The 26,300-nt window shown below is 64.3% G+C and carries 18 protein-coding genes; 14 read left to right on the top strand and 4 right to left on the bottom strand.

Annotated elements, in window-relative coordinates; translation table 11 throughout:
* Window positions 1–86: 86 nt before the first annotated feature.
* The gene (locus EGJ86_RS02215) at window positions 87–2,267 is read left to right on the top strand and encodes a hypothetical protein (protein ID WP_125833815.1); all 2,181 of its coding nucleotides are present in this window, start codon (window positions 87–89) and stop codon (window positions 2,265–2,267) included.
* 175 nt (window positions 2,268–2,442) lie between these two features.
* On the opposite strand, the gene cobB is transcribed toward EGJ86_RS02215, so the two are convergent.
* From cobB to EGJ86_RS02200, 3 genes are all read right to left on the bottom strand, one after another.
* The gene (gene cobB / locus EGJ86_RS02210; RefSeq protein ID WP_125833813.1) at window positions 2,443–3,150 is read right to left on the bottom strand and encodes a Sir2 family NAD+-dependent deacetylase; all 708 of its coding nucleotides are present in this window, start codon (window positions 3,148–3,150) and stop codon (window positions 2,443–2,445) included.
* 186 nt (window positions 3,151–3,336) lie between these two features.
* A complete protein-coding gene (locus tag EGJ86_RS02205) occupies window positions 3,337–4,044 on the bottom strand; it encodes a response regulator (RefSeq protein ID WP_125833812.1) in 708 nt (235 codons plus the stop codon).
* Window positions 4,019–7,414, bottom strand: coding sequence for an ATP-binding protein (locus EGJ86_RS02200; RefSeq protein ID WP_125833810.1), 3,396 nt, complete (start codon window positions 7,412–7,414; stop codon window positions 4,019–4,021). The genes EGJ86_RS02205 and EGJ86_RS02200 overlap by 26 nt, the downstream gene beginning before the upstream one ends.
* Before the next feature lie 358 nt (window positions 7,415–7,772).
* On the opposite strand from EGJ86_RS02200, the gene urtA reads away from it, so the two are divergent.
* From urtA to EGJ86_RS02150, 10 genes are all read left to right on the top strand, one after another.
* Window positions 7,773–9,005 (top strand): urea ABC transporter substrate-binding protein, encoded by a 1,233-nt coding sequence (urtA, locus tag EGJ86_RS02195; RefSeq protein WP_125833808.1) that lies wholly within the window; start codon window positions 7,773–7,775, stop codon window positions 9,003–9,005.
* A gap of 98 nt (window positions 9,006–9,103) precedes the next feature.
* Complete coding sequence (urtB, locus tag EGJ86_RS02190) at window positions 9,104–10,021, top strand: urea ABC transporter permease subunit UrtB (protein ID WP_021488012.1); 918 nt, start codon at window positions 9,104–9,106, stop codon at window positions 10,019–10,021.
* Window positions 10,022–10,139: 118 nt separating this feature from the next.
* A complete protein-coding gene (gene urtC / locus EGJ86_RS02185) occupies window positions 10,140–11,309 on the top strand; it encodes an urea ABC transporter permease subunit UrtC (RefSeq protein ID WP_125833807.1) in 1,170 nt (389 codons plus the stop codon).
* Window positions 11,306–12,067, top strand: a complete 762-nt coding sequence (urtD, locus tag EGJ86_RS02180) for an urea ABC transporter ATP-binding protein UrtD (protein WP_125833805.1) — start codon at window positions 11,306–11,308, stop codon at window positions 12,065–12,067. Before urtC ends, urtD begins: the two co-directional genes overlap by 4 nt.
* A gap of 97 nt (window positions 12,068–12,164) precedes the next feature.
* The gene (gene urtE, locus EGJ86_RS02175) at window positions 12,165–12,854 is read left to right on the top strand and encodes an urea ABC transporter ATP-binding subunit UrtE (RefSeq protein ID WP_125833804.1); all 690 of its coding nucleotides are present in this window, start codon (window positions 12,165–12,167) and stop codon (window positions 12,852–12,854) included.
* A gap of 338 nt (window positions 12,855–13,192) precedes the next feature.
* Entirely contained in the window at window positions 13,193–14,422 is a 1,230-nt protein-coding gene (gene fmdA / locus EGJ86_RS02170; RefSeq protein WP_125833802.1) for a formamidase, read from the top strand.
* 61 nt (window positions 14,423–14,483) lie between these two features.
* On the top strand, window positions 14,484–14,831 hold the full coding sequence (locus EGJ86_RS02165; protein WP_125833800.1) for a zinc ribbon domain-containing protein: 348 nt from the start codon (window positions 14,484–14,486) through the stop codon (window positions 14,829–14,831).
* Window positions 14,832–15,032: 201 nt separating this feature from the next.
* The gene (locus EGJ86_RS02160) at window positions 15,033–16,076 is read left to right on the top strand and encodes an aliphatic amidase (RefSeq protein WP_125833798.1); all 1,044 of its coding nucleotides are present in this window, start codon (window positions 15,033–15,035) and stop codon (window positions 16,074–16,076) included.
* A gap of 97 nt (window positions 16,077–16,173) precedes the next feature.
* On the top strand, window positions 16,174–17,196 hold the full coding sequence (locus tag EGJ86_RS02155; protein WP_125833796.1) for an AAA family ATPase: 1,023 nt from the start codon (window positions 16,174–16,176) through the stop codon (window positions 17,194–17,196).
* Between the two features lie 163 nt (window positions 17,197–17,359).
* On the top strand, window positions 17,360–19,777 hold the full coding sequence (locus EGJ86_RS02150; RefSeq protein ID WP_125833794.1) for a membrane-bound PQQ-dependent dehydrogenase, glucose/quinate/shikimate family: 2,418 nt from the start codon (window positions 17,360–17,362) through the stop codon (window positions 19,775–19,777).
* A 38-nt stretch (window positions 19,778–19,815) separates the two neighbouring features.
* Here EGJ86_RS02150 and EGJ86_RS02145 read toward each other — a convergent pair whose 3' ends face one another.
* Window positions 19,816–21,399 (bottom strand): peptide chain release factor 3, encoded by a 1,584-nt coding sequence (locus EGJ86_RS02145; RefSeq protein WP_125833792.1) that lies wholly within the window; start codon window positions 21,397–21,399, stop codon window positions 19,816–19,818.
* Window positions 21,400–21,635: 236 nt separating this feature from the next.
* Here EGJ86_RS02145 and EGJ86_RS02140 point away from each other — a divergent pair, with 236 nt between their 5' ends.
* The 3 genes from EGJ86_RS02140 (at window position 21,636) to EGJ86_RS02130 (ending at window position 26,282) form a co-directional block, all read left to right on the top strand.
* Complete coding sequence (locus tag EGJ86_RS02140) at window positions 21,636–24,164, top strand: sulfite reductase flavoprotein subunit alpha (RefSeq protein ID WP_125833791.1); 2,529 nt, start codon at window positions 21,636–21,638, stop codon at window positions 24,162–24,164.
* A gap of 88 nt (window positions 24,165–24,252) precedes the next feature.
* A complete protein-coding gene (locus EGJ86_RS02135) occupies window positions 24,253–24,951 on the top strand; it encodes a response regulator transcription factor (protein ID WP_125833790.1) in 699 nt (232 codons plus the stop codon).
* Window positions 24,948–26,282 carry a sensor histidine kinase gene (locus EGJ86_RS02130; RefSeq protein ID WP_125833789.1) on the top strand — a complete coding sequence of 445 codons (1,335 nt, stop codon included), beginning with the start codon at window positions 24,948–24,950 and terminating at the stop codon, window positions 26,280–26,282. The genes EGJ86_RS02135 and EGJ86_RS02130 overlap by 4 nt, the downstream gene beginning before the upstream one ends.
* The last annotated feature ends 18 nt before the right edge of the window (window positions 26,283–26,300 follow it).

Below are 26,300 nucleotides of genomic sequence, written 5' to 3'. Positions count from 1 at the left end.
TTGAATGGTCCGTGCGCCGATGCGCAGCGACGGATCTCGCTGGCTTCGTGGCGCAGTCGCCCTCATAAAGAAAGGATCTTTTGTCGATGACCCAAGCTCTCGCGCATCGCTGGCGCTTCTTCCGTGCCGGCGGCTTCGATCAGGTGCAACTTGAAACCCCGGCGGATCTCGCCGCCCTGCGCGGCCTGGACCAGAAACTCTGGGCCAGCCTGGCCTGCCCGGTGAACAACCTGGAACTGGACCGGCGCATGCTGCAATACATCGACCTGAACAAGGACGGTCGTATCCGTGCTCCGGAAATTCTCGATGTGGTGGATTGGACGCTGGCACGCCTGCGTGATCCGGCCGTGCTGTTCCAGGAGGGACCGCTGCAGTTGTCGTCGCTCACTGACGACGCCGTAGGCACACGCCTGGGGCTGGCGGCGCGGCGCCTGCTGGGCGTGCTCGGGCGACCCGATGCCGAGAGCCTGACGCCGGCTGATACCGCTGATCTGGCGAAGTTGTTCCCGCCGCACGAATCCAATGGCGATGGCCTGGTGCCGGCCAGCATGACCGACGATGCCGAGCTCAAGGCCGCCATCACCGACATCATCGCCTGCCTGGGGGCGAAGACCGATCGCAGTGGCGAGCCCGCTATCGGCGTCGAGCAGATCACCTCTTTCTTCGATCAGGCGCGTCAGATGCATGCCTGGCATGCGCGCGCCGCCGAACAGGGGCTGGATGCTTTCGGTGAAGGCACGGTGGCGGCAGTCGAAGCGTTGAGCGCCGTGCGCGCCAAGATCGACGATTACTTCACCCGCGTGGCCATGGCCGAGTTCGATCCGCGCGCCGCCGCCTTGATGAATGCCAAGGAAGAGGAGCTGGTGCGTTTGGCATCGCTGTCGCTGGCAGATGCTGGCGAGGTCGCGGGTCTGCCCCTGGCAACGGTGCAGCACGGTGACGAGCTGCCGCTGAGCAAGGGGCTCAACCCGGCCTGGCAGCATGCCGTCGATGAATTCCGCCAACGTGTGGTGGTGCCGGTGTATGGCGAGCAGGACAGCCTGTCGCGCGAGCAGTGGCAGCATCTGGTCGCATTGTGCGGCAACTACCTGGCTTGGCGCGCCGAGACGCCGAAAGTGGCAATTGCCGAGGTGCTCGAACGCGGCCGTATTCTCGAGCTGGTGGAGCAGGGCGCCGAAGCGCGCCTGCTGGCGCTGGTGGAAGAGGACAAGACCGTGGCCGAAGCGGCGGACGGGTTGGTCGAGCTGGACAAGCTGATTCGCCTGCGTCATGGCCTGGTCACACTGCTGCGCAACTTCGTGTCCTTCCAGACGTTCTATTCGCGTCACGAGAAGGCCGTTTTCCAGGCCGGGGTTCTGTATATCGACGGCAAGAGCTGCGAGTTGGTGGTGGAGGTCGAGAATGTCGAAGCCCACGCCAAGGTGGCAGCGGCCAGTGATTGCTTCCTGCTCTACTGCGCCTGCACCCGTCGCGGTGAGCCGGTGCGCGGCAAGGAAAGCCTGAATATCGTGGTGGCGGTGACTGCCGGCAGCGAGGGTGATTTGCAGGCGGGGCGCCATGGACTGTTCTACGACCGCGACGGTAACGACTGGGATGCCACGGTGGTCAAGGTGGTACAGCATGCGATCAGTATTCGCGAGGCGTTCTGGTCGCCGTATCGGCGTATTTCCAAGCTGGTTTCCGATCAGGTGCAGAAGCTTGCGGCCAGTCGTGACGCCGACATGGTCAGCAAGACCGCCGCCAAGGTCGGTGAAACCGGTGCAGCGCCAGCCGCCACGCCTACCCCGGCATTCGATATCGCCAAGTTCGCCGGTATCTTCGCGGCCATCGGCCTGGCGGTCGGTGCCCTGGGCACGGCGCTGGCGGCAGTGGTCACGGGGATTCTGTCGCTGGTCTGGTGGCAGGTTCCATTGCTGTTTATCTGTGTGCTGCTGGCCATCTCCGGGCCGGCCATGCTGCTGGCCTGGTTCAAGCTGCGTCGCCGCAGTCTGGGGCCGATCCTCGATGGTAACGGCTGGGCGGTGAATGCCCAGGCACGCATCAGCATTCCCTTCGGTACCGCGCTCACGCAGATGGCGGAACTGCCCAAGGGCAGTGACCGCGCACTGCGCGATCCCTATGCCAACAAACCGCTGGTGTGGCCCTGGATCATCGCGCTGTTGCTGGCGCTGGGTGTGGGGTATTACGCCTGGAGCAATGGGGTGTTCAGCCCGGAGCCGCAGGTGCCGGCCGAAGCGGCGGCACCCGTTGACGCCTCTGCACAGTAGGTGCTCGTCTCCCCTCTCCCGCGTGCGGGAGAGGGGGCGGGGGGGAGGGGCATCCGGCAACGCCGAGTCGTCTGTATCCCCCTCTCCCTATCCCTCTCCCATGAATGGGAGAGGGGGCCGCTCGTGCCAAGGCGTGGCTAGTCGGTTGCCTGCCAACACGCGCCAGTCACGCCGCTCAACCCGCCAACAGCTCCGCCACCCAGCGGGGCAATTGCTCGGTGGCCGGGCCATAGCGTTTCTCGGTGAACAGCGAATGGCCCTGGCTCGGCTCCAGATTGATCTCCAGCGTATGCGCGCCCGCGCGACGCGCCTGTTCGACGAAGCCCGCCGCCGGGTAGACATGGCCAGAGGTGCCGATGCTGACGAACAGCTCGCACTGCTCCAGCGCGTCGTAGATGCGCTCCATGTGATAGGGCATCTCGCCGAACCAGACGATATCAGGGCGCAAGGTGCCGACCAGGCCGCAGCAGGTGCATGCCTGCGTGACCGGCATGTCGTCCAGCAGCGGAAAACGCTGCTGGCTATTGCTGCACAGCATCGACTGCAACTCACCGTGCATGTGCAGCAGGCGTTTGGAGCCGGCGCGTTCGTGCAGGTTGTCGACGTTCTGCGTGACCAGCAGAAACTCGCCCTGCCAGGCAGCCTCCAGTTCCGCCAGGGCCAGGTGCCCGGCATTCGGTGCGATGGCCGGGTCGCGCAACTGCGCGCGGCGCATGTCGTAGAAGCGCTGTACCAGTGCCGGATCGCGGGCAAAGCCTTCGGGCGTGGCCACCTCTTCGATGCGGTGGTCTTCCCAGAGGCCGTCAGCGGCGCGGAAGGTGCGGATGCCGCTCTCGGCGGAGATACCGGCGCCGGTGAGAATGACGATATTGGGATGGGGCATGGCGGCTCCGAAGACAGGTGCATTGCTGCAACTCTAAGCCAAATTGCCAATCCGTAGGGTGCGCCGTGCGCACCAGCGCCTTTGTCCAGGAGCGCACGGCGCATCCTACGGGCGTTCACTTATCCGGTAGGGCGGGTGAAACCCGCCGGCGCGGCAATGGCGGGTTGCACCCGCCTTACGCGGAGATCATCCCCGCTCGCTCATCGCTGCCAGCGCCACCGAGGCGGCGGCGGTGCGGGTTTCCACGCCGAGCTTCACGTAGACGTGCTCGAGGTGCTTGTTCACCGTGCGCGGGCTGAGGCCGAGGATGTCGCCGATATCGCGGTTGGTCTTGCCGCAGGCGACCCAGCGCAGCACCTGCACCTCGCGCTCGGTGAGTTGGAAGCGCGCCGATAGCTTGGCATGCGCCGGGGCGTCGTCGAGGCTGAGGCTGAGGGGTTTCGACGCAGCACGTGCGGCTTGCAGAATGCGCGCGGTGCGCAGGTGCGAGGCGACGCGTGCGAGCACCTCCTCTGGGTTGATCGGCTTGGTCACGTAGTCGATGCCGCCGGCCTCGAAGCCCTGCACCACGTGCTCGCTGTCGGTCAGGGCGGTCATGAACAGCACGGGGATATCGGCGCTGCTCGGCTCGGCCTTGATCCGTTGGCAGGTCTCGAAACCGTCCAGCCCCGGCATCATCGCGTCGAGCAGAATCAGGTCTGGCCTGCGCCGCTGGATACGCCCCAGCGCGCTGGCGCCGTCCAGCGCGACCAGTACCATGTAGCCGGCATCGTCGAGAGCGTCGGAGAGCAGCGCGAGGTTGTCCGGCGTGTCGTCGACAATGAGGATGATGCCGCGCTCGGCTGACAGGCTGACGGGCGAGCACGACTCAGACTGGTGGAGCGGCGCATTCATGTTCGGCCTCCTTCAGTTGGCGGTTGAATTCATCGAGCTGGAAGTTCTTCACCAGCAGACGCAGGGTGGCGGTGAAGCTGGCGCAGGCCGGGTCGCGCTGGTCGATGTCGTCCAGGCGTTGCTGGATGCCGCGCACATAGCCCAGGGCGCCCAGTTCACGCAGTGCCTGCAGGTCGTCGCTGCCCGGCAATGTCATGGCCTCGGGCGGCGGCAACTGCTCCTGGGTGCGGCGCAGCCAGGTCAGGCTGAGCTGATGCTGGATGCGTTCGAGCAACTGTGGGGTGTACACCGGTTTGGCCAGGTAGTCGTCGCAGGCCGCGGCGATGCTGCGTTCGCGGTCGTCGGTGAAGGCGTTGGCGGAGATGACGATGATTGGCGCCTGGCACTGCGTGTTACGGCGAATAAGGCGACTGGTTTCCCAACCGTCCATCTGCGGCATGGACAGGTCCATCAGGATCAGTGCCGGGTTATGCAGCGCTACCTGGCGAATCGCCTCCTGGCCGCTGGCGGCCTGAATCACCTCGAAGCCCAGCGGCTCGAGCATGCCGGCGAGCACGCGGCGATGTTCGAGGTGATCGTCCACCACCAGAATCAGACGGCGCTCGCCCTGGTAGCCGGTGATGTCGTGTTCGACGTGCACCACCGCCTGCGGTACGCGCACCTCGGAAAGGAACAGGCGCACCTGAAAGCGCGTGCCCTGACCGGGTTCGCTGTGCACCGAGAGCTCGCCGCCCATCAGCGAGGTGAGCATGCGGGTGATGGTCAGGCCGAGGCCGACGCCGTTGTCCTGGCGCATCAGGTCGCCGCGTTCGAAGGGCTGGAAGATCCGTTCGATCTGCTCCGCAGCGATGCCTATACCGGTGTCGATGATCTCGAAGGTGGCTGTCTCGCGCATGTAGCCGACGCGCAGGCATACATCGCCGCGCTCGGTGAAACGCACTGCATTACCCAGCAGGTTGATCAGGATCTGCCGCACGCGTTTCTCGTCGCCACGCACCACCGCTGGCATGCGGCCGATGCATTCGAGGCGAAAGCGCAGGCCTTTCTCGGCCGCCTGTGGGGTGAACATGCGTTCTAGCTGGTCGATGAATTCCGGGAAGGGAATTTCTGCCAGTTCCAGGTGCAGCTTGCCGGCTTCGATCTTGGCCACGTCGAGCAGGCCATCGATCAGCGACAGCAGGTGCGAGCCGCTGCGCAGGATGGTCGCCAGGGCATCCTTGTGTCGGTCCGGCATGGCCGCGTCGCGCTGCAGTATCTGGGTGTAGCCGAGGATGCTGTTGAGCGGCGTGCGCAACTCGTGGGACAGCCCGGTGACGTAGCGGCTCTTCGCCGCATTGGCCGATTCGGCGGCTTCCTTGGCCTGCTGCAGGGCTTCGTCGGTCTTGCGGTGGGCTTCGATTTCCTGCATCAGCAGCAGGGTTTGCCGATCCGATTCCTCTTGCGCAACGCGCCGACTTTCGCGGGTCAGTACCAGCCACCAGGCGAGCATGGCGGCGAATAGCGAGAGGGTCAGGAAGGCTTTGAGGAAGGCCTGGAACAGCGTCTGACGCATTTCCGGTTCCTGCGTCGGCAGGCCCAGCGAGACCTGGCTGTAGATCAGCGCCAACGCGCCGAACAGCATCAGCACCAGCAGGCCCAGCAACCCCAGGTACTGCGCCAGGCGGCTGTGCAGGCGCGGGATGGACGCACGCGGGAACAGCCAGCCGATGAAGTCATCGAGCTGATCTCTCAGGCGGGCTCTGGGTTTGCAGCGATCCTCGCAGCGCGCGTCGAGCGAGCAGCACAGCGAACAGATTGGTGCGCCGTAGGCGGGGCAGTGCGCGGTGTCCGGCTCCTCGAAGCGGTTGTTGCACAGGCAGCATTGCACCTGGCCGGCTTCGGTGTAGGGGTAGAGCAGGTGTGGCTGGCGCTCGCGAGCGATGTAGTAGCGCCCGCCAGTGAACCAGGCCAGCAGCGGCGCCAGCAGAAATGCCGAACCCAGCGCCACGGCCGGCGAGGCTGCCTGCGCCAGGGCGCCGAACAGGCCGCCGTGGGCGAGCACCGAGAGCAGCGAGGCGATCAGCATGGCGCCGACGCCCACCGGGTTGATGTCGTAGAGGTGTGCGCGCTTGAACTCGATGTACTTCGGCGACAGGCCCAGCGGCTTGTTGATCACCAGGTCGGCCACCAGCGCGCCGATCCAGGCGATGGCGATATTGGCGTAGAGACCGAGCACTTCCTCGATCGCCTCGAACACGCCCAGCTCCATCAGCATCAGGGCGATGGCCACATTGAACACCAGCCACACCACGCGGCCAGGGTGGCTGTGGGTGATGCGGGCGAAGAAGTTCGACCAGGCCAGCGAGCCGGCGTAGGCGTTGGTGACGTTGATCTTCACCTGGCTGACGATGACGAACAGCACCATGGCCGCCAATGCCCATTGCGACGAGGCGAACACGTAGTTGAATGCCACCAGGTACATCTGCGTCGGCTCGGCGGCGCGCTCCATGGGGATTTCATGCTGCAGGGCGAGAAAAGCGAGGAAGGCGCCGGCGAGCATCTTCAGCGCGCCGGGGATGATCCAGCCGGGGCCGGCCAGCAGCAGTGCGGTCCACCAGCGTACGCGGTTGGCGCGGGTTTTCTCGGGCAAAAAACGTAGGTAGTCGACCTGCTCGCCGATCTGTGTGATCAGGGCCAGGGCGACGGTGCAGGCGGCGCCGAAGTGCAGCAGGTTGAAGCTGCCGGGGTCGCCCTCGCGGCCAGCGAAGCTGGTCCAGTCCGATAGTGCTTCGGGGTTCTTGGCGATGACGAACACGTAGGGCAGCACCAGCAGGAACAGCCACACGGGCTGCGTCCACATCTGCAGGCGGTTGATCAGGGTGATGCCGTAGGCCACCAGCGGAATGATGATGATTGAGCAGATCACATAGGCCAGGGCCAACGGGATGTTGAAGTACAGCTCCAGGGCCAGCGCCATGATCGCCGCTTCGAGGGCGAAGAACAGGAAAGTGAAGCTGGCGTAGATCAGCGAGGTGATGGTCGAGCCGATGTAGCCGAAACCGGCACCACGGGTCAGCAGGTCCATGTCCAGGCCGGAGCGGGCGGCGTAGTAGCTGATCGGCAGGCCGGTGAGGAAGATCACCAGGCTGACCGCGAGGATCGCCCACAGGGTGTTGGTGAAGCCGTAGGACAGCGCCAGTGCGCCGCCGATGGCCTCCAGGGCGAGGAACGACACGGCTCCAAGCGCGGTGTTGGCGATGCGCAGCTCCGACCACTTGCGGAACGACCTGGGCGTGAAGCGCAGGGCGTAATCCTCCATGGTCTCGTCGGCGACCCAGGCGTTGTAGTCGCGGCGAATCTTGATGATGCGCTGGGTGCCGGTTGGTTGCACGGGCGAAGTCCTGCTGGCGTTATCGGGTAAGACCGTCCCTGTCGCGCGTCCCTGTAGGAGCCGGCTTGCCGGCGATCAGCAGGGCTGAAAGGGGCGAGTCGCCCGCAAGCGGGCTCCTACGGCACGTTGAAATAGCAACTTCCATGCCCCGGCTCGGCGAGGCCTCTGCCGCGCGCGCGAGCTTCTGTCTGCCTGGTTTTTCTGCGCCCAGCTTGCACCAGGCTGGAGCAGGGCGCTGTACGTCAGATGACGTATGCCCTTACGTCATGCTGCGTATACCCCGCTCGGTGGGGGCAAACGCATCCTAGCTGCGAAGCCGGCGTGGTTCGGCACGAATAACCAGCACAGGAGCACGACCATGGACTCTCAACCGATTCGACTTCTTCCCCGCCGGCTGGCGGTGGGGGCCGCAGCGCTCTCGCTGCTGGCCGCCAGCCTGTTCAGCCATGTGGCCAGCGCCGAGGTGAACACCACCGGCCTGGCGGTGACCGACAGCGAGGTCACGGTCGGCATTCTGCATTCGGCCACCGGCACCATGGCCATTTCCGAAACTGGTTCGATCCAGGCCGAACGTCTGGCTATCGAGCAGATCAACGCCAGTGGCGGTGTGCTCGGCCGGCAGATCAAGGTCATTCAGGAAGATGGGGCTTCCGACTGGCCGACCTTCGCCGAGAAGGCGCGCAAACTGCTGGTCGGTGACAAGGGCGCCACCGTGTTCGGCTGCTGGACGTCGGCCTCGCGCAAGGCGGTGCTGCCGGTGTTCGAAAAGGAAAACGGCCTGCTCTACTACCCGACCTTTTACGAAGGCCTGGAGCAGTCGAAGAACGTCATCTACACCGGCCAGGAAGCGACCCAGCAAATCCTCGCGGGCCTGGACTGGGTCGCCAAGGAGAAGGGCGCCAAGACCTTCTACCTGCTCGGCTCTGACTACATCTGGCCGCGTACCTCGATGAAGATCGCCCGCAAGCACATCGAGAACGTGCTCGGCGGCAAGGTGGTCGGCGAAGAGTACTACCCGCTGGGCAACACCCAGTTCGGCTCGCTGATCAACAAGATCAAGCTGCGCAAGCCTGACGTGGTCTTCGCTGCCGTGGTCGGTGGCTCCAACGTCGCCTTCTACAAGCAGATGAAAGCCGCCGGTGTCACCGCCGACAAGCAGACCCTGCTGACCCTGTCGGTCACCGAAGACGAGCTGCTCGGCATCGGCGGCGAGAACATGGCTGGCTTCTACGCCTCGATGAAGTACTTCCAGAGCCTGGACAACCCGAACAACGCCGCCTTCGTCGAAGCCTTCAAGGCCAAGTATGGTAAGGACGCGGTGATCGGTGACGTGACCCAGGCTGCCTACCTCGGCCCATGGCTGTGGAAAGCCGCGGTGGAGAAAGCCGGCAGCTTCGACATCGACAAGGTGGTCGCCGCTTCTCCGGGCATCGAGCTGGACACCGCGCCGGAAGGCTACGTCAAGGTGCACGACAACCATCACCTGTGGAGCAAGACCCGCATCGGTGAAGTGCAGAAAGACGGTCAGTTCAAGGTGGTATTCGAGTCCGATCTGATCGAGCCGAACCCCTTCCCGGAAGGCTACCAGTAAGCAACACCCTCTCGTAGGAGCCAGCTTGCTGGCGATCAATGAATCGCCGGCAAGCCGGCTCCTACCGGCTTTTCTCTTTTCTTCTGGAGACCATCGACATGGAATGGCTATCGGAATTCGGCGCCATCGCAGCCATGCAGGGGTTCAACGGCTTGTCCGTGTTCTGCGTACTGCTGCTGATGGCTCTGGGGCTGGCGATCATCTTCGGGCAGATGGGCGTGATCAACATGGCCCATGGCGAGTTTCTCACCATCGGCGCCTACACCACCTTCGTGGTGTCCTCGCTGACGTCTAGCTACGCACCGGCCTTCGGGCCTTACTACTTCTTCCTCGCGATCATCCTCTCGTTCTTCATCGCCGGCGCCATTGGCTGGCTGGTGGAGTGGGCGATGATCAGCAAGCTCTACCAGCGTCCGTTGGATACCCTGTTGGCCACCTGGGGTCTGTCCCTGGTGATGCAGCAGGGCTTTCGCTCGATCTTCGGCGCGCGTGAAGTCAGCGCCACGCTGCCGGACTGGCTGATGGGTTCGTGGAACCCGACCGAGGCCATCGACATCCCGCGCAACGGCCTGTTCGTCATGGGCCTGACCCTGCTGCTCACCGCGCTGCTGTTCCTGATGATCTATCGCTCGCGCTGGGGCCTACAGGTGCGTGCGACCATGCAGAATCGGGTGATGGCACGCTCCGTGGGCATCAACACCAAGCGCGTCGACCGTATGACCTTCGCCCTCGGCTGCGGTGTTGCCGGCGTTGCGGGCGCGGCCTTCACCACCATCGGTTCGACCGGGCCGACAGCAGGTTCGCTTTACATCGTCGACACCTTCCTGGTGGTGGTGTTCGGCGGTGCCTCCAGCCTGCTCGGCACCATCGCCTCGGCCTTCAGCATCGCCCAGGCGCAATCGCTGCTGGAGTTCTTCACCAGCGGTTCGATGGCCAAGGTGTTCACCCTGTCCGCCGTGGTGCTGATCCTGATGCTGCGCCCGCAGGGGCTGTTCTCGGCCAAGGTGCGCAAATGAAAAATTACGTACCGCTCCGGCAAGCGGCGCAGGTGATTCGTAGGAGCCCGCGTGCGGGCGATGACCAAGCGAAAGATCGCCCACAAGCGGGCTCCTACAGTGAATTGAGGAGGCGGACATGAACAATACACTCGATAAACTGCTCGGCGGCAAGCAGGGCGCCATCGGCCTGGCGCTGCTCGCCGCGCTGATTCTGGTGGTGTTTCCGCTGGCGCTGGATGCCTTCCGCCTGAACATGGTGGGCAAGTACCTGACTTACGCCTTCGTCGCCGTTGGCCTGGTGCTGTGCTGGGGCTATGGCGGCATCCTGAGTCTGGGCCAGGGCATCTTCTTTGGCCTGGGCGGCTACTGCATGGCGATGTTCCTCAAGCTCGAGGCATCCGACCCGGAGAGCACCAAGATCCAGTCCACACCTGGCATTCCAGACTTCATGGACTGGAACCAGATCACCGAACTGCCGTTGTTCTGGGAGCCCTTCCACAGCCTGAGCTTCACCCTGATCGCGGTGGTGGCGGTGCCGGTGTTGCTGGCCTTGGTGATCGGTATCGCGATGTTCAAGCGCCGCGTCGGTGACGTGTACTTCTCCATCGTCACCCAGGCCATCGCGCTGATCCTCACCGTGCTGATCATCGGCCAGCAGGGGCTGACCGGTGGCGTCAACGGCATCACCGATCTGCGCACGCTCAAGGGCTGGGACATCCGCAGTAACGAGGCCAAGTTGATTCTCTACTTCGTCAGTGCGGCGCTGCTGATCGGCTGCATTCTCATCGCCCGTTTCATCATCGCTTCCAAGCTCGGTCGCCTGCTGCTGGCGATGCGCGACAAGGAAGAGCGGGTGCGTTTCTCCGGTTACGACGTGGCCAGCTTCAAGATCTTCGTGTTCTGCGTCGGCGCGGCATTCGCCGGTATCGGTGGGGCGATGTTCACCCTGCAGGTGGGCTTCATGTCGCCGAGCTTCGTCGGCATCGTACCGTCGATCGAGATGGTCATCTTCGCCGCAGTCGGCGGGCGCCTGTCGCTGCTCGGCGCGGTGTATGGCGCGCTGCTGGTCAACTTCGGCAAGACCTACTTCTCCGAGAGCTTCCCCGAGTTGTGGCTGTACCTGATGGGCGGCCTGTTCATCGTCGTGGTTATGTACTTCCCCAATGGCTTGGCGGGGCTGTGGGACAGCCACGGCAAGCGTTGGCTGGCCCGCTTGCAGCGCAAGCCACAGGTGGCCGCTGCGCCAAAGCCCGTTGCCGTTGCCCCCAGCAAGCGCCCAACCCCTGAACTGGAGACCACGCCATGAACAGCCCCGCAGGCTTCCAGGCCGCCAAGCCGGTACTGGCTATCGAGGGGCTGACCGTGTCCTTCGACGGCTTCAAGGCGGTCAACGACCTCAACCTCTACGTCGACCGCAACGAAGTGCATGTGGTGATCGGCCCTAACGGCGCCGGCAAGACCACGGTGCTAGACCTGATCTGTGGCAAGACCCGCGCCACCGCCGGCAGCATCGATTTCGATGGCCGTGAGCTGACCAAGATGCGCGAGTTCGACATCGTTCGTGCCGGCGTCGGGCGCAAGTTCCAGAACCCGTCGATCTACGAAAACCTGACGGTGTTCGAGAACCTGGAAATGTCCTACCCGGCCGGGCGCAAGGTGTTCGGCGCGCTGTTCTTCAAGCGCACGCATGAGGTGATCGAGCGGGTCGAGCAGGTGGCGCAGGAAATCATGCTCGGCGATCACCTGCACCGTCAGGCGGATCTGCTCTCGCATGGGCAGAAGCAGTGGCTGGAGATCGGCATGCTGCTGATGCAGGACCCGCAACTGCTGATGCTCGACGAGCCAGTGGCCGGCATGAGCGTCAGCGAGCGAGTAGCCACGGCCGATCTGCTCAACCGCATCAGCCAGGGCCGCTCGGTGCTGGTCATCGAGCACGACATGGAGTTCGTGAAAAGCATCGCCCACCGCGTCACCGTGCTGCACCAGGGCAAGGTGCTGGCCGAGGGCAGCATGGAGGCGGTGCAGAGCAACCCGAAGGTGATCGAGGTGTACCTGGGGCATTGATGGCCATGGCTACGAAACGGTGCGCGCGGCGCACCCTACACCCGGGTATCAGACCCTAGGGTGCGCCGTGCGCACCGTCTATGTTGGAGTGACAAGCATGTTCCAGATCAGCAACCTCGCTTCTGGCTACGGCCAGAGCCAGATCCTCCACGAGCTCAACCTCGACGTGGCGAAGAAAGAAATCGTCGCGGTGATGGGCCGCAACGGCATGGGCAAGACCACCTTGTTCAAGAGCCTGATGGGCATCCTGCCGCAGTGGGGCGGGCAGGTTCGCGTGGACGGCAAGGACGTGTCGAAACTGGAAACCCATCAGCGGGTGGAAAGCGGCATCGCCTACGTGCCGCAGGGGCGGATGATTTTCTCGCACATGACCGTGCTGGAAAATATCCAGGCCGGACTCCCGGCCTCCGCCGGGGGCAAGGTGCCGGACGATCTCTATGCGTTGTTCCCGGTGCTGCTCGAGATGCGCCACCGCAAGGGTGGCAACCTTTCCGGTGGGCAGCAGCAACAGTTGGCTATCGCCCGTGCGTTAGCTACCAACCCCAAGGTGCTGCTGCTCGATGAGCCGACCGAGGGCATCCAGCCGTCGATCATCAAGGACATCGCCCGCAGCCTGAAGGAGATCCGCAACATGCGCGACCTGACCATCGTGGTGTCCGAGCAGGTGCTGTCGTTCACCATGGAAATCGCCGACCGTTTCCTGGTCATCGAGAAGGGCAAGTTCGTCGTCGAGGAAACCCGCGACAAGGTCGATGAGGCGAGCATCAGCCGTTATTTGTCGGTGTGAGACTTTGCCCTCTCCCTAACCCTCTCCCGCAAGCGGGAGAGGGGACTGTTCTGCGCATAAGTCATGTTTCACCGCGCTTTGCCCCCCTCTCCCATTTATTGGGGGCACGCCTAGTGGAGAAGGGCCGGGGGAGAGGGCATGAATTCCCGCTTTACGGCCGCTGTGTTCTCCATGCAGCGGCCGCTTTTTCGTGTCCGCGAAAAAGGCCGAAGGCCCCGTGGAATCTGGTGCCTGGGCATACGTCATCCAACGTATTGGCCGATTCCCCCGCACGTTCGAGACTGGCTCCGTACCCCGGCACAGGCCGGCATTCCTCACAGGTCTTATGGAGCTCAGTCATGACCGATACCCTGATCAAGGTCGACCTCAACCAGGCTGCTACCGATAACGAACAGGTGCATAACCGCTGGCACCCGGACATTCCCATGGCCTGCTGGGTCAACCCGGGCGATGACTTCATTCTCGAGACCTACGACTGGACCGGCGGTGCGATCAAGAACAATGACGACGCCAGCGATGTGCGTGACGTCGACCTGTCCACCGTGCATTACCTGTCCGGCCCGGTAGGCGTGAAAGGCGCTCAGCCGGGCGACCTGCTGATCGTAGAGCTGCTCGATATCGGCGCCAAGCAGGACATGCTCTGGGGCTTCAACGGCTTCTTCTCGAAGAACAACGGCGGTGGTTTTCTCACCGACCATTTCCCCTCGGCGCAGAAGTCGATCTGGGACTTCGAGGGCATGTTCACCAAGAGCCGGCACATTCCCGGCGTGCGTTTCGCCGGCCTGATCCACCCGGGGCTGATCGGCTGCCTGCCGGATCACAAGATGCTCGCCGACTGGAACAAGCGCGAGCAGGCGCTGATCGACACCAACCCGACCCGCGTACCGCCGCTGGCCAACCCGCCGTTCGCCAGCACTGCGCACATGGGCAAGATGAAGGGCGAGGCGCGCGACCTGGCGGCCGCTACCGGCGCGCGCACCGTGCCGCCGCGTGAGCATGGCGGCAACTGCGACATCAAGGATCTGTCGCGCGGCTCGAAGATCTTCTTCCCGGTCTATGTCGACGGCGCCGGCCTGTCGGTGGGCGACCTGCACTTCAGTCAGGGCGACGGCGAGATCACCTTCTGCGGCGCCATCGAGATGGCCGGCTGGGTGCACATGAAGGTCGAGCTGATCAAGGGCGGCATGGCCAAGTACGGCATCAAGAACCCGATCTTCAAGCCCAGCCCGATCGTGCCCACCTACAACAACTACCTGATCTTCGAAGGCATCTCGGTCGACGACGACGGCAAGCAGCACTACCTGGACGTCAACCTGGCCTACAAACAGGCCTGCCTCAACGCCATCAACTACCTGACCAAGTTCGGCTACTCGCCGGCCCAGGGCTATTCGCTGCTCGGCTCGGCGCCGGTACAGGGGCATATCAGCGGTGTGGTCGACATCCCCAACGCCTGCGCCACGTTGTGGCTGCCGACCGATATCTTCGAGTTCGACATCAACCCCAGCGCCAGCGGCCCGACCAGGTTCCTCGACGGCAGCATCGACCTGCCCATCGCCTACGACAAGTGATGCTCGCGCGCACGGCCACCGTAGGGTGCGCCGTGCGCACCGAATTTATCGAGGTATTGCCATGCCCATCTACGAATACGACTGCCCGAGCTGTGGCGATTTCACCGTGCTGCGGCCGATGGCCGAGCGCGACGCCGCCTGCGTCTGCCCGTACTGCGACACGCCGAGCGAGCGGGTGATCCTCAGCGCGCCGGGTCTGGCCAGCATGGCCGGCAGCCAGCGCCGCGCCCATGAAACCAACGAGCGCAGCGCCCACGCGCCGCAAAGCCTCGAAGAGTACAAGGCCAACCGCAAGCACCCGGCTGGCTGCAGTTGCTGCGGCCCGAGCAAACCGGTCGAGCGCACCAAGGCCAACCCCCACGGCCTCAAGGCCAGCCCGTCGGCACGGCCGTGGATGATCAGCCATTGAGGCCGTGTTCTGGGTCCCCGCCTGCGCGGGGATGACGTGGGTTTTCACCGTCATTCCCGCGAAGGCGGGAATCCAACCCGCAGAACGTTCCTGTAGGAGCGGCTGGGCGGCATTCCGTTTTAGCCGCGATAAACGGCGACACATAGAGAGTTTCGCGGCTGAAGCCGCTCCTACGCCATACATCGCAAACGGAGGTTTTCCATGCGCCACGGCGATATTTCCAGCAGCCCTGATACCGTCGGCGTTGCCGTCGTCAATTACAAGATGCCGCGCCTGCATACCAAGGCCGAAGTGCTCGATAACGCGCGCAAGATCGCCGAGATGATCAAGGGCATGAAGCTCGGCCTGCCCGGCATGGATCTGGTGGTGTTCCCCGAGTACAGCACCATGGGCATCATGTACGACAAGGACGAGATGATGGCCACCGCCGCGACCATCCCAGGCGATGAAACGGCGATCTTCTCCGCCGCCTGCCGCGAGGCCAAGACCTGGGGCATCTTCTCGCTCACTGGCGAACGCCATGAAGAGCACCCGCACAAGGCACCGTACAACACGCTCATCCTGATCAACGACCAGGGCGAGATCGTCCAGCGCTACCGCAAGTGCATTCCCTGGTGTCCCATCGAGGGCTGGTATCCGGGCGACCGTACCTACGTCTCCGAAGGTCCCAAGGGTATGAAGATCAGCCTGATCATCTGCGACGACGGCAACTACCCGGAAATCTGGCGCGACTGCGCGATGAAGGGCGCCGAGCTGATCGTGCGCTGCCAGGGCTACATGTACCCGGCCAAGGATCAGCAGGTGCTGATGGCCAAGACCATGGCCTGGGCCAACAACTGCTATGTGGCGGTGGCCAACGCCACCGGCTTCGACGGCGTGTACAGCTACTTCGGCCACTCGGCGCTGATCGGCTTCGATGGCCGCACCCTGGGCGAGTGTGGCGAGGAAGAAATGGGCATCCAGTACGCCCAGCTGTCGGTGTCGCAGATTCGTGATGCACGGGCCAACGACCAATCGCAGAACCACCTGTTCAAGCTGCTCCATCGCGGTTACACCGGCGTCTACAACTCCGGTGATGGCGACAAGGGCGTGGCCGATTGCCCGTTCGAGTTCTACCGCACCTGGGTGCTGGATGCGCAGAAGGCCCAGGAGGACGTGGAGAAACTTACCCGCTCGACCATCGGCGTGGCTGACTGCCCGGTGGGTGAGTTGCCGCATCCTGGCAAGGAACGCACGGCTGGATGAATACCGTGGGAGGGGGCTTTAGCCGCGACTGTCTCTTTCGCGGCTAAAGCCCCTCCTACGTAATTTCAGCAGCCCCGTTATCAAATCGAGGCGCTCTATGCCCTTCGCCAACGACCTGATCGACAGCAACCGCGAGCGCCTGGAGCAGCAGGGCGTTACCCGGCTGCAATCACGCTTCCTCTTCGAGCCCGTTGCCGTGATGGCCCTGCTGCGTTCGCGGATCATCGGCCAGGACGCAGTGCTGGCGCAGGTCGAGGCCATGCTCAAGGTGGTCAAGGCCGATATCGGCGAGCGCGAGCGGCCACTGGCGGTCAACCTGTTCATGGGCCCGACGGGTGTCGGCAAGACCGAGATCGTGCGCCTGCTGGCGCAGGCCATCCATGGCCGTGCCGATGCCCTGTGCCGCATTGATATGCACACCCTGGCCCAGGAACACTACGCCGCTGCCCTGACCGGTGCGCCGCCCGGTTACGTTGGCAGCAAGGAAGGCACCACGCTATTCGATGTCGAAGCCATCGCTGGCAGTTTCGGCAGGCCCGGCATCGTGCTGTTCGACGAGCTGGAGAAGGCCAGCCCGGAAGTGCTGCGCAGCCTGCTCGGCATTCTCGAGCATGGCCGCCTGACGTTGACTGCCGGCAGCCGTACCCTGGATTTCCGCAACAGCCTGATCTTCATGACCAGCAACGTCGGCGCGCAGCAGGCGCAGCGCTACCGCGAGCGTTTCTCCCGCGGTTGGCGGCGCTGGTTGGGGCTGGCACCGAAGGGCGAGGGTGCATTGCTGGAGCAGGTGCTGCACGAGCGTTTCGAGCCGGAATGGCTCAATCGCCTCGACCGCATTCTGGTGTTCGAGCGTGTCGACGAGCAGTGGTTGGATGCCTTGCTGAATATTGAGCTGGACAAGCTCAATCAGCGCCTGGGCCGTCAGGGCCGCTCACTACAGGTGGAGCAGAGTGCTCGCGCCTGGCTGTGTCGCGAACATGACGTGCGTTTCGGCGCTCGCGCGCTGGCGCGTCGTATCCGCACCGAGTTGGAGCCGGCAATTGCCGAACGGCTATTGGCGCAACCGGATCTGCTCCGCTTGTCCTGCACAGCTAAAGATGGCCACCTGTTGATCAATTAGCAGCCGGTTTTTCTACACTCTTTAGAGCGTTGGGTGGCGACATGTCCAGCATACGGCTTTGCAAGTGCAGCCTTACTCGCAGAATCGCTGAACTCTCTCCCTCACTTCGCATCCACAGATCACGGCCCCGATCTCCGGGGGGCAGCGTTTCGGGGAGCGAGCAATGACTGACAACAACAAGGCGCAGCTCCTGCGCATCAAGCTTACGGTTTGGGCGACAGTCGTTCTGGGCGCGCTGCTGGCGCTCGGTGGCGCTTATCTGCTGTGGCTGGGCGGTTCCTGGTACTACCTGCTGGCCGGCCTCGGCCTGCTGTTGGTGGGCGTGCTGATTCATCGCCGTCAGCGCGCGGCGCTATGGCTGTATGCCCTGGTGTTGCTGGCGAGCCTGGCCTGGACAGTTTTCGAGGTGCGTTTCGATTGGTGGCAGATGGCGCCGCGCATCGACCTGTGGTGCGTGCTCGGCCTGTGGCTACTGCTGCCCTGGATCAACCGGCATATCGCGCCTGGGCAACCCTGGCGTGACGGTGCCAGCGTGATGCTGGGTATCGGCCTGCTGCTGGGAGCGGGCATGGCGGGCTATTCGTTGACGCAGGACTATCATCGCTTGCCCGGCCGCTTCGACGAGCCGCGTATGGCCGCTGCAGGTGTGGCGACAGCCAGTCGTTCGGCCAGCGAATGGACTGCCTACGGCGGCTCGTCGCGTGGCGAGCGCTATGCCAGTGCCGAGCAGATCACCACGGCCAACGTCGGGCGGCTGAAGAAAGCCTGGGAGTTCCACACGGGGGATCTGCCCGGTGAGGGTGACCCCGGCGAGATTACCAATCAGGTGACGCCGCTCAAGGTCGGTGACAACCTGTTCATCTGCACGCCGCACAGCATCGCCATCGCGGTGGATGCCGACACCGGCGAGGAGCGCTGGCGCTTCGACCCGGCGATCAACCGCCAGGCCGAGTATTACCAGCACATGACCTGCCGTGGTCTGGCTTACCACGATGCGGCAGCCTATCGCGGCCCACTGATTGCCGCCCGAGATGGCGCGGCGCCGGAGCCTTCGCCAGCGGCAACGGCGCGCTGCACCCAGCGACTGTTCCTGCCGACCAACGATGCCACGCTGTACGCGCTAGATGTGCATGACGGCAAGCCGTGCGAGGACTTTGGCGAGGCCGGCATGGTCGACCTCAAGGTGGGCCTGGGCGACGATGCGCTGGGCATCTACCTGCCCACCTCGCCGCCGGTAGTCACCGAGAAACTGGTGATAGTCGGTGGTTCGGTGACCGACAACGGCTCAGTGGATTCGCCGGGTGGGGTGATCCGTGCCTACGACGTACGCACCGGTGCGCTGGTGTGGAACTTCGATCCTGGCCGCCCCGATGCCACCGAGCCGCTACCAGCCAGCGAGACCTACGTGCGCAGCACGCCAAACTCCTGGACCATCGGCACGGCGGACGAGGCACTGGGCCTGGTGTACATACCCATGGGCAACCAGACGCCGGATCAGTGGGGTGTGCAGCGCAGTGCGGAGGCCGAACGTTTCACCGCAGCGCTGGTGGCGCTGGACCTGGAAACCGGCAAGGTGCGTTGGGAATTCCGCACCGTGCATCATGACCTCTGGGATCGTGACCTGCCGTCTCAGCCCACGCTGATAGATATCGAAGGCGCTGATGGGCCGGTGCCGGCGATCATCCAGCCGACCAAGCGCGGCGATCTCTATGTGCTTGACCGGCGCAGCGGTGAGCCCATCGTGCCGGTCAGCGAGCATCCAGTGCCGCAGGGTACGGTGGAGGGCGACTTCACCGCGCCGACTCAGCCGGCATCAAAACTCAGCTATGCCCCTGACGAGCCGTTGCGCGAACGCGACATGTGGGGCGGTACGCCCTTCGATCAGTTGATGTGCCGCATCCAGTTCCATCGCCTGCGTTACGAGGGCGACTTCACGCCGCCATCGGAGCAGGGATCGTTGATCTACCCGGGCAACGTCGGCGTGTTCAACTGGCCATCGGTGGCGGTCGACCCGCAGCGGCAGATTCTGTTTGGCGCGCCCAACTATCTGGCGTTCGTGTCGCGTCTGGTCAAGCGCGAGGAGGCGCAGGATGTTCGTTATGGCAGTGGCGAAACCGGTCTGCAACCCAATCGTGGCGCGCCTTACATGGTCAGCCTGAAGCCGTTTCTTTCGGTCCTCGGCCTGCCTTGCCAGGCGCCGCCATGGGGCACTGTCACGGCGGTGGACCTGCGCAGCATGGACAAGGTCTGGCAGCGCAAGAATGGCACCAGCCGCGACAGTGCCCCGCTGGGCATTCCCCTGACCGTCGGCGTGCCGAACCTCGGCGGCCCGTTGGTCACTGCTGGTGGTCTGGGCTTTCTCAGCGGCACGCTGGATTACTACCTGCGCGCCTACGACATGCGCACCGGCGAGGAGTTATGGAAGGACAGGCTGCCGGCCGGCGGCCAGGCCACTCCTATCAGCTACGTGTCGGAGAAGACCGGCAAGCAATATGTGGTGGTAATGGCCGGCGGGCACGGCTCGTTCGGTACGCGCCTGGGCGACTCGCTGGTGGCCTGGACGCTGGAAGAGGATGAGTAGATAGCACAAGGCCCGCAGAGCGGGCCTTGTTCGATGGATCAGTGATGCTCGCGCGTCGCGCGGAATTTCACCTCCGGCCAACGCTCTTCCATCAGGCTGAGGTTGACGCGGGTCGGGGCCAGGTAGGTGAGGTGACCGCCGCCGTCGACGGCGAGGTTCTCAAAGGCCTTGTCCTTGAATTCCTTGAGCTTCTTCTCGTCGCTGCATTCGATCCAGCGCGCCGACCAGACGTTGATCGCCTCGTAGGCGCACTCCACCTTGTATTCCTCCTTCAGGCGGCTGGCGACCACGTCGAACTGCAGCACACCGACCGCGCCGAGGATGATGTCGTTGTTGCGCTCGGGGAAGAACACCTGGGTGGCGCCTTCCTCGGCCAGTTCCTGCAGGCCCTGACGCAACTGCTTGGATTTCAGCGGGTCTTTCAGGCGCACGCGGCGGAACAGTTCCGGGGCGAAGTGCGGGATACCGGTGAAGCCCAGGTTCTCGCCTTCGGTGAAGGTGTCGCCGATCTGGATGGTGCCGTGGTTGTGCAGACCGATGATGTCGCCGGCATAGGCTTCTTCCAGGTGCTCACGCTCGCTGGAGAAGAAGGTCAGCGCGTCGCCGACGCGCACGTCCTTGCCCAGGCGCGCGTGGCGCATCTTCATGCCTTGGGTGTACTTGCCCGAGCAGATGCGCATGAAGGCGATGCGGTCCCTATGCTTCGGGTCCATGTTCGCCTGGATCTTGAACACGAAGCCGGAGAACTTCTCCTCGGTCGGCTCCACGTTGCGCTCGTTGGCGGCGCGCGGCAGCGGGCGCGGCGCCCAGTCGACCACGGCATCGAGTACGTGATCGACGCCAAAGTTGCCCAGTGCGGTGCCGAAGAATACCGGGGTCATCGCGCCCTTGAGGAAGGCGTCGGGCTCGAACGCGTGGCAGGCACCCTGCACCAGCTCCAGCTCTTCGACGAAACGCTCGTACATGTCGCCGAGGTGGTTGCGGGCTTCGTCGGAATCCAGCTTCTGGATGATCTTGGCTTCGGTGCGCTCGTGGCCGTGACCGGGGGTGTAGACGATGATGTAGTCGCCGGTCAGGTGGTAGACGCCCTTGAAGTCCTTGTAGCAGCCGATCGGCCAGGTGATCGGCGCGGCCTTGATGTTGAGCACCGCCTCGATCTCGTCGAGCAGCTCGATGGGGTCGCGGATGTCGCGGTCGAGCTTGTTGATGAAGCTGACGATGGGCGTGTCGCGCAGGCGGCAGACGTCCATCAGGGCGATGGTGCGTGGCTCGACGCCCTTACCGCCGTCGAGCACCATCAGCGCACTGTCCACCGCGGTCAGGGTGCGGTAGGTGTCTTCGGAGAAGTCTTCGTGGCCGGGGGTGTCGAGCAGGTTGATCATGTGCTCGCGGTAGGGGAACTGCATCACCGAGGTGGTGATGGAGATGCCGCGCTGCTTCTCCATCTCCATCCAGTCGGAAGTAGCGTGACGGTCGGACTTACGCGACTTCACGGTGCCGGCCACTTCGATGGCCTTGCCCATCAGCAGCAGCTTTTCGGTGATGGTGGTCTTACCGGCGTCCGGGTGGGAAATGATGGCGAAAGTGCGGCGCTTGGCGACTTCGGCGGCCTGGGTGGTCATGAATATGTGCCTGGATGGAGTCGTTGAGGGTGCCTAGGCACCCGTAAAACGCGGGATTATACCGATAACTGTGCGCTCTGGCGGAGAGCGGCCATCGGTTTTCAGGTGGGCCGGTAGGTGATGCTGACGGGCCGTGGAGTAGATGCGTAAATATCGCGTAAATGAATGGTTATGAAAATTATTCCCATATAGAGTAGCCGCCCGTCGCAGTGGGTCAGGGTAAGGGTGGCTCCGTCGTGTTCAAGAAAATCATCTTCCAGCTGCACTGGTTCTTCGGTATCAGTGCCGGCTTGGTGCTGGCCATCATGGGTATCACCGGCGCCCTTTATAGCTTCGAGGGCGAGATAACCCGGGCGCTGAATGCCGAGCGCTGGCAGATCCAGCCCAGCGCACAGGGGCATCTCACGCCAGGCGAGTTGGCTGCGAAGATCGAGGCCGCTACCGCTGATCGTGTTACTGCGTTGTGGGTCGACGGTCGCCATGACGGGCCTGGCACCGCTTTTCTTATGCCACCGCCGGGCGAGCGCCGTGGGCCGCGCATCCCTTTCGACCCCTACACCGGGGAGGTGCTGGCCGAGCCCATTGGTCAGGATTTCTTCCACCTGATGTTGATGCTGCACCGTTTTCTATCGATGGGCGAGGTAGGCAAGCAGATCACCGCTGCCAGCACTCTGGCGCTGCTGTTCTTCTGTTTCTCTGGACTGTACCTGCGTTGGCCGCGCAAGGCTTTGAGCTGGCGTACCTGGCTGGCCCTGGACTGGAAGAAAAAGGGCCGCAGCTTCAACTGGGACCTGCACGCAATCGCCGGCACCTGGGCGCTGTTGTTCTATCTTTGTGCCGGCCTCACCGGTCTGTACTGGTCCTATGACTGGTATCGCGACGGACTGACACGCATGCTTTCCGATACTCCGCCCGAGCAGCGCGGTGAGCGTGGTCGTGGCGGCCGTCAGGTGCCCAGCGGTCCTGCGCCGGAAGTTGACTACGACGCTGTGTGGCAGAGCATCCAACAAACTGCCGGCTCCGGGCTGGTTGCCTGGAACCTGCGCCTGCCGCCGGTGGCCGGTCAGCCGGCGACGGTCTTCTATGTACTCGATGGCGCCGAGCATGTGCGCGCCTTGAACCAGTTCCAGATCGATCCGAAAAGTGGCGAAGTCAGCCGCCATGAACGCTACGCCGACAAGAGCTTCAAGGCGCAGCTGCTGGCCAGCATTTATGCGCTGCACGTCGGCGAGTACTTCGGTATGCCTGGACGCATCCTGATGATGCTGGCCACCGGGGCCATGCCGCTGTTCTTCGTTACCGGCTGGCTGCTGTATCTGGACCGTCGGCGCAAAAAGCGCGCGGCGCTGGCTGCGCGTGGTGCCTTGAAAGGTGGCGATTCTGGCGAGGGTTGGCTGGTTGGTTTCGCCAGCCAGAGTGGCTTCGCCGAGCAACTGGCCTGGCAGAGTGCCGGGCAGTTGCAGGCTGCGGGTATCCCGGTGCGGGTCGAGCCGCTCTCGCGCCTCGACGCTGACAGCCTGAGCCGCACGCAGAAGGCGCTGTTTGTGGTCAGCACCTTCGGTGATGGCGAGGCGCCGGACGCCGCGCAGGGTTTCGAGCGCAAGGTGCTCGGCGGCTCTCTGCCGCTCGAGCAACTGAGCTATGCCGTGCTGGCCCTGGGCGACCGGCAGTACCAGCACTTCTGCGGCTTCGCCCGGCGCATCAATGACTGGCTGGGTTTGCAGGGGGCGCAGCGCCTGTTCGACAGCGTTGAGGTCGATGGCGCCGATCAGGCTGCGCTGCAGCGCTGGCAACAGCAGTTGAGCGAGCTGACCGGCGCGGCGCCGATACGCTTCGAAGACGCGCCCTGGCAGAGCTGGACGCTGGCCGAACGGCGTCTGCTCAACCCCGGCAGCCAGGGTGCGCCGGTGTACTTCATCGGCCTGACGCCGCCGGCGCAGAGCACCTGGCAGGCCGGTGACATTCTGGAAATACGTCCACGCCATGCCTCTGCGCGCGTGTTGGCCTGGCTACAGCACTCCGGTTTCGACGGCTCTGAACCGGTGATGCTCGAGGGCCAGGCGCTGAGCCTGAGTGAAGCCCTGGTCGAGCGCCAGTTGCCGGCAAGCCTCGCGCATCTGGTCGGCCTGCATGCCCAGGCGCTGGTCGATGCCCTGGCGCCGCTGGGTTCGCGTGAATACTCCATCGCCTCGGTGGCGGCCGATGGTGTGCTGCAGCTGATCGTGCGCCAGGCCGTGCAGGCCGACGGCAGCCTCGGCATCGGTTCCGGCTGGCTGACCGAACATCTGCCCGTAGGCGGGCAACTGCTGGCGCGGGTGCGGCGCAACAGCGGCTTCCACCTGCCGGACGATGATCGCCCGCTGATCCTGATCGGCAACGGCACCGGCTTGGCCGGACTGCGCTCGCTACTGCGCGCACGGGCACTGGCCGGGCAGGGGCGCAACTGGCTGCTGTTCGGCGAGCGCAACCGCGTCCAGGATTTCTTCTGTGGCGAGGAGATGGAAGCGGCACTGAGCAGGGGCGAGCTGCAGCACCTGGATCTGGCGTTCTCCCGCGATCAGGCCGAGAAACGCTATGTGCAGGACCTGCTGCGCGAGCAGCACGAGCGCCTGCGTGCCTGGCTGGCCGAGGGCGCAGCGATCTATGTCTGCGGTAGCCTGCAGGGCATGGCCGGTGGCGTCGATGCGGCATTGCGCGAGCTGCTCGGCGACGAGGTGGTGGACGATCTGATCGAGGAAGGGCGTTACCGCCGCGACGTGTATTGAGGGTGATAGGCCGGGCTGCGCGGGCAGAAGTTGCCGAAGTGATTTTTATACATGAGAATCATTCGCCTTAATTGTCTGGGTAACCCACATGACCGCCAGCCTGGCTCGCATCCTGATCGTCGAGGACGATCGCACCCTGGCCGCCCAGCTCGGCGAGCTGCTGCGTGGTCAAGGTTATGCCACCAGCGCCTGTCATCTGGGCGAAGCCGGGCTGGAGACGGCGCTGCGCGAGTCGCCGGATCTGCTGTTGCTTGATGTGATGCTGCCGGACGTCAACGGCTTTTCCGTGCTGCGCCGCCTGCGCGAGCAACAGCAGACGCCGGTGATCATGCTCACTGCCTGTGGCGCCGAGGAGGAACGCATTCGCGGCCTGCGCCATGGTGCTGACGATTACCTGCCCAAGCCCTTCAACATCACCGAGCTGCAGCTTCGCATAGATGCCGTGCTGCGCCGCACGCGCGCGCAGGAGAGTGCGCGCGGCGGCCAGACGCAGCAGTTGCAGGTCGACGAACTGCATCTGGATCGCCACGCCCAGCAGGCGCGGGTCGGCGACTGCGACCTGGCGCTGACGCCGCTGCAGTTCCGTTTGCTCTGGTTGCTGGTCAGCCACCGCGGCGAGGCGCTGAGCAAACCCTACCTCTACCGCATGGCGCTGGAGCGCGAGTACAGCCAATACGACCGCAGCCTGGACATGCACGTCAGCCGCATCCGTCGCCGTCTGGGCGAAGCCGGCCTCGGCGCCGACCGCCTGCAGACCCTGCACGGTCGCGGTTACGCCTTCACATGAACCGGCGCCTGTTCTGGAAGCTGTGCCTGGTCATCGGCCTGGGCAGCGTGCTGCTGTTCTGGATCATCGCCCGCGTCGCCTGGCAGACCGAGGAGCGCATGAGCTTCATCGACGCCGAACACCAGCGCACCCTGCGCCACTACGGCGAGCAGGCTGAGGCGATGTACCGCGCTGGCGATCATGAAGCCCTGGCGCGCTGGCTGACCACCCTGCAGCAGCAGGAGCAGACCTGGGCGGCGGTGGTCGAGGCCGAGGTGCGGCCGCTGGCTGGCAGCGTGCTCAACGAGCGCTTCTACGAGGGCTTCGGCCTGGGCCGCGATGTGAGCTGGAAGATCCACCTGTACTTCCAGGAGAACCCCATCATGGATTTGCCGTTCGCCGACGGCCGGACCCATTTTCTGATCATCCTGCCGCAGCGCATGCGCCCCGGTCTCAATTGGCACTACGCCAAGCTGCTGCTGCAACTGGTGGTGCCGCTGGTGCTGATGCTGATCGTCTGCCTGATGCTCTATCGCCACCTGATGCAGCCGCTCGGCCGTCTGGAGCAGGCCACCCGGCAGTTCAGCGATGGTCGCCTGGACGTGCGCGTGCGCTCGCTGCTGGGCTCGCGCAACGACGAGCTGGCGCGTCTGGCCGAGACCTTCGACGCCATGGCCGCGCGCACCGGGCAACTGATCATCGACCAGCGCCAGCGCCTGGCGGACATGTCCCACGAGCTACGCACACCGCTGACGCGCATCGAGATGGCGGTGAGCCTGGCCGAGCAGGACGGCGGCCAGCGCCAGCTGCTCGAACGCATCCGCGACGACTGTGCCGGCATGCGCCGTCTGGTCGAGAATGCCCTGCCCCTGAGCTGGCTGGAGAACGAGCGCCCCGAGCTGCGCGACGAGAACCTGGACCTGTCCGAACTGCTCGACAGCATCCTCGACGATGCGCGTTTCGAGTACCCGGACCGGCAGATTCTCTGTCAGGTGCCTGACAGCGCGCCGTTGCATGGCAGCAGCAGCCGGGCGCTGGGCCAGGCCATCGAGAACGTGGTGCGCAATGCGCTGGACCACACCCCGCCGGGTGGCCAGATCGAGGTCAGCCTGAGCGAGGAGGGCGATGCCTGGCTGCTGCAGGTTGCCGACCAGGGCCCGGGCGTGGCCGAGCAATGGCTGGAGCGCATCTTCCAGCCGTTCTTCCGTGGCGGCAGCGAGCGTGCCGGTTTCGGCCTCGGCCTGGCGCTGGCGCAACGGCAGGTCAGTGCCACTGGCGGCAGCATCCGCGCGAGCAATCGCGCCGGCGGTGGCTTGCTCATGTACATCCGCCTACCACGCGCGGCCATGTAACAGTTGTAAAAGTGATTC

This window comes from Pseudomonas sp. o96-267 (assembly GCF_003935465.1).
Classification (GTDB): Bacteria; Pseudomonadota; Gammaproteobacteria; order Pseudomonadales; family Pseudomonadaceae; genus Aquipseudomonas; species Aquipseudomonas sediminis.
The sequence above is the reverse complement of the archived record's forward strand: the minus strand, read 5'-3'. Positions and strand labels throughout refer to the sequence as shown.

Coding starts and splice junctions, on each gene's coding strand:
- EGJ86_RS02215 (WP_125833815.1), top strand. CDS start 87: ATGACCCAAGCTCTCGCGCATCGCTGGCGCTTCTTCCGTGCCGGCGGC.
- cobB (WP_125833813.1), bottom strand. CDS start 3,150: ATGCCCCATCCCAATATCGTCATTCTCACCGGCGCCGGTATCTCCGCC.
- EGJ86_RS02205 (WP_125833812.1), bottom strand. CDS start 4,044: ATGAATGCGCCGCTCCACCAGTCTGAGTCGTGCTCGCCCGTCAGCCTG.
- urtA (WP_125833808.1), top strand. CDS start 7,773: ATGGACTCTCAACCGATTCGACTTCTTCCCCGCCGGCTGGCGGTGGGG.
- urtB (WP_021488012.1), top strand. CDS start 9,104: ATGGAATGGCTATCGGAATTCGGCGCCATCGCAGCCATGCAGGGGTTC.
- urtC (WP_125833807.1), top strand. CDS start 10,140: ATGAACAATACACTCGATAAACTGCTCGGCGGCAAGCAGGGCGCCATC.
- urtD (WP_125833805.1), top strand. CDS start 11,306: ATGAACAGCCCCGCAGGCTTCCAGGCCGCCAAGCCGGTACTGGCTATC.
- urtE (WP_125833804.1), top strand. CDS start 12,165: ATGTTCCAGATCAGCAACCTCGCTTCTGGCTACGGCCAGAGCCAGATC.
- fmdA (WP_125833802.1), top strand. CDS start 13,193: ATGACCGATACCCTGATCAAGGTCGACCTCAACCAGGCTGCTACCGAT.
- EGJ86_RS02165 (WP_125833800.1), top strand. CDS start 14,484: ATGCCCATCTACGAATACGACTGCCCGAGCTGTGGCGATTTCACCGTG.
- EGJ86_RS02160 (WP_125833798.1), top strand. CDS start 15,033: ATGCGCCACGGCGATATTTCCAGCAGCCCTGATACCGTCGGCGTTGCC.
- EGJ86_RS02155 (WP_125833796.1), top strand. CDS start 16,174: ATGCCCTTCGCCAACGACCTGATCGACAGCAACCGCGAGCGCCTGGAG.
- EGJ86_RS02150 (WP_125833794.1), top strand. CDS start 17,360: ATGACTGACAACAACAAGGCGCAGCTCCTGCGCATCAAGCTTACGGTT.
- EGJ86_RS02145 (WP_125833792.1), bottom strand. CDS start 21,399: ATGACCACCCAGGCCGCCGAAGTCGCCAAGCGCCGCACTTTCGCCATC.
- EGJ86_RS02135 (WP_125833790.1), top strand. CDS start 24,253: ATGACCGCCAGCCTGGCTCGCATCCTGATCGTCGAGGACGATCGCACC.
- EGJ86_RS02130 (WP_125833789.1), top strand. CDS start 24,948: ATGAACCGGCGCCTGTTCTGGAAGCTGTGCCTGGTCATCGGCCTGGGC.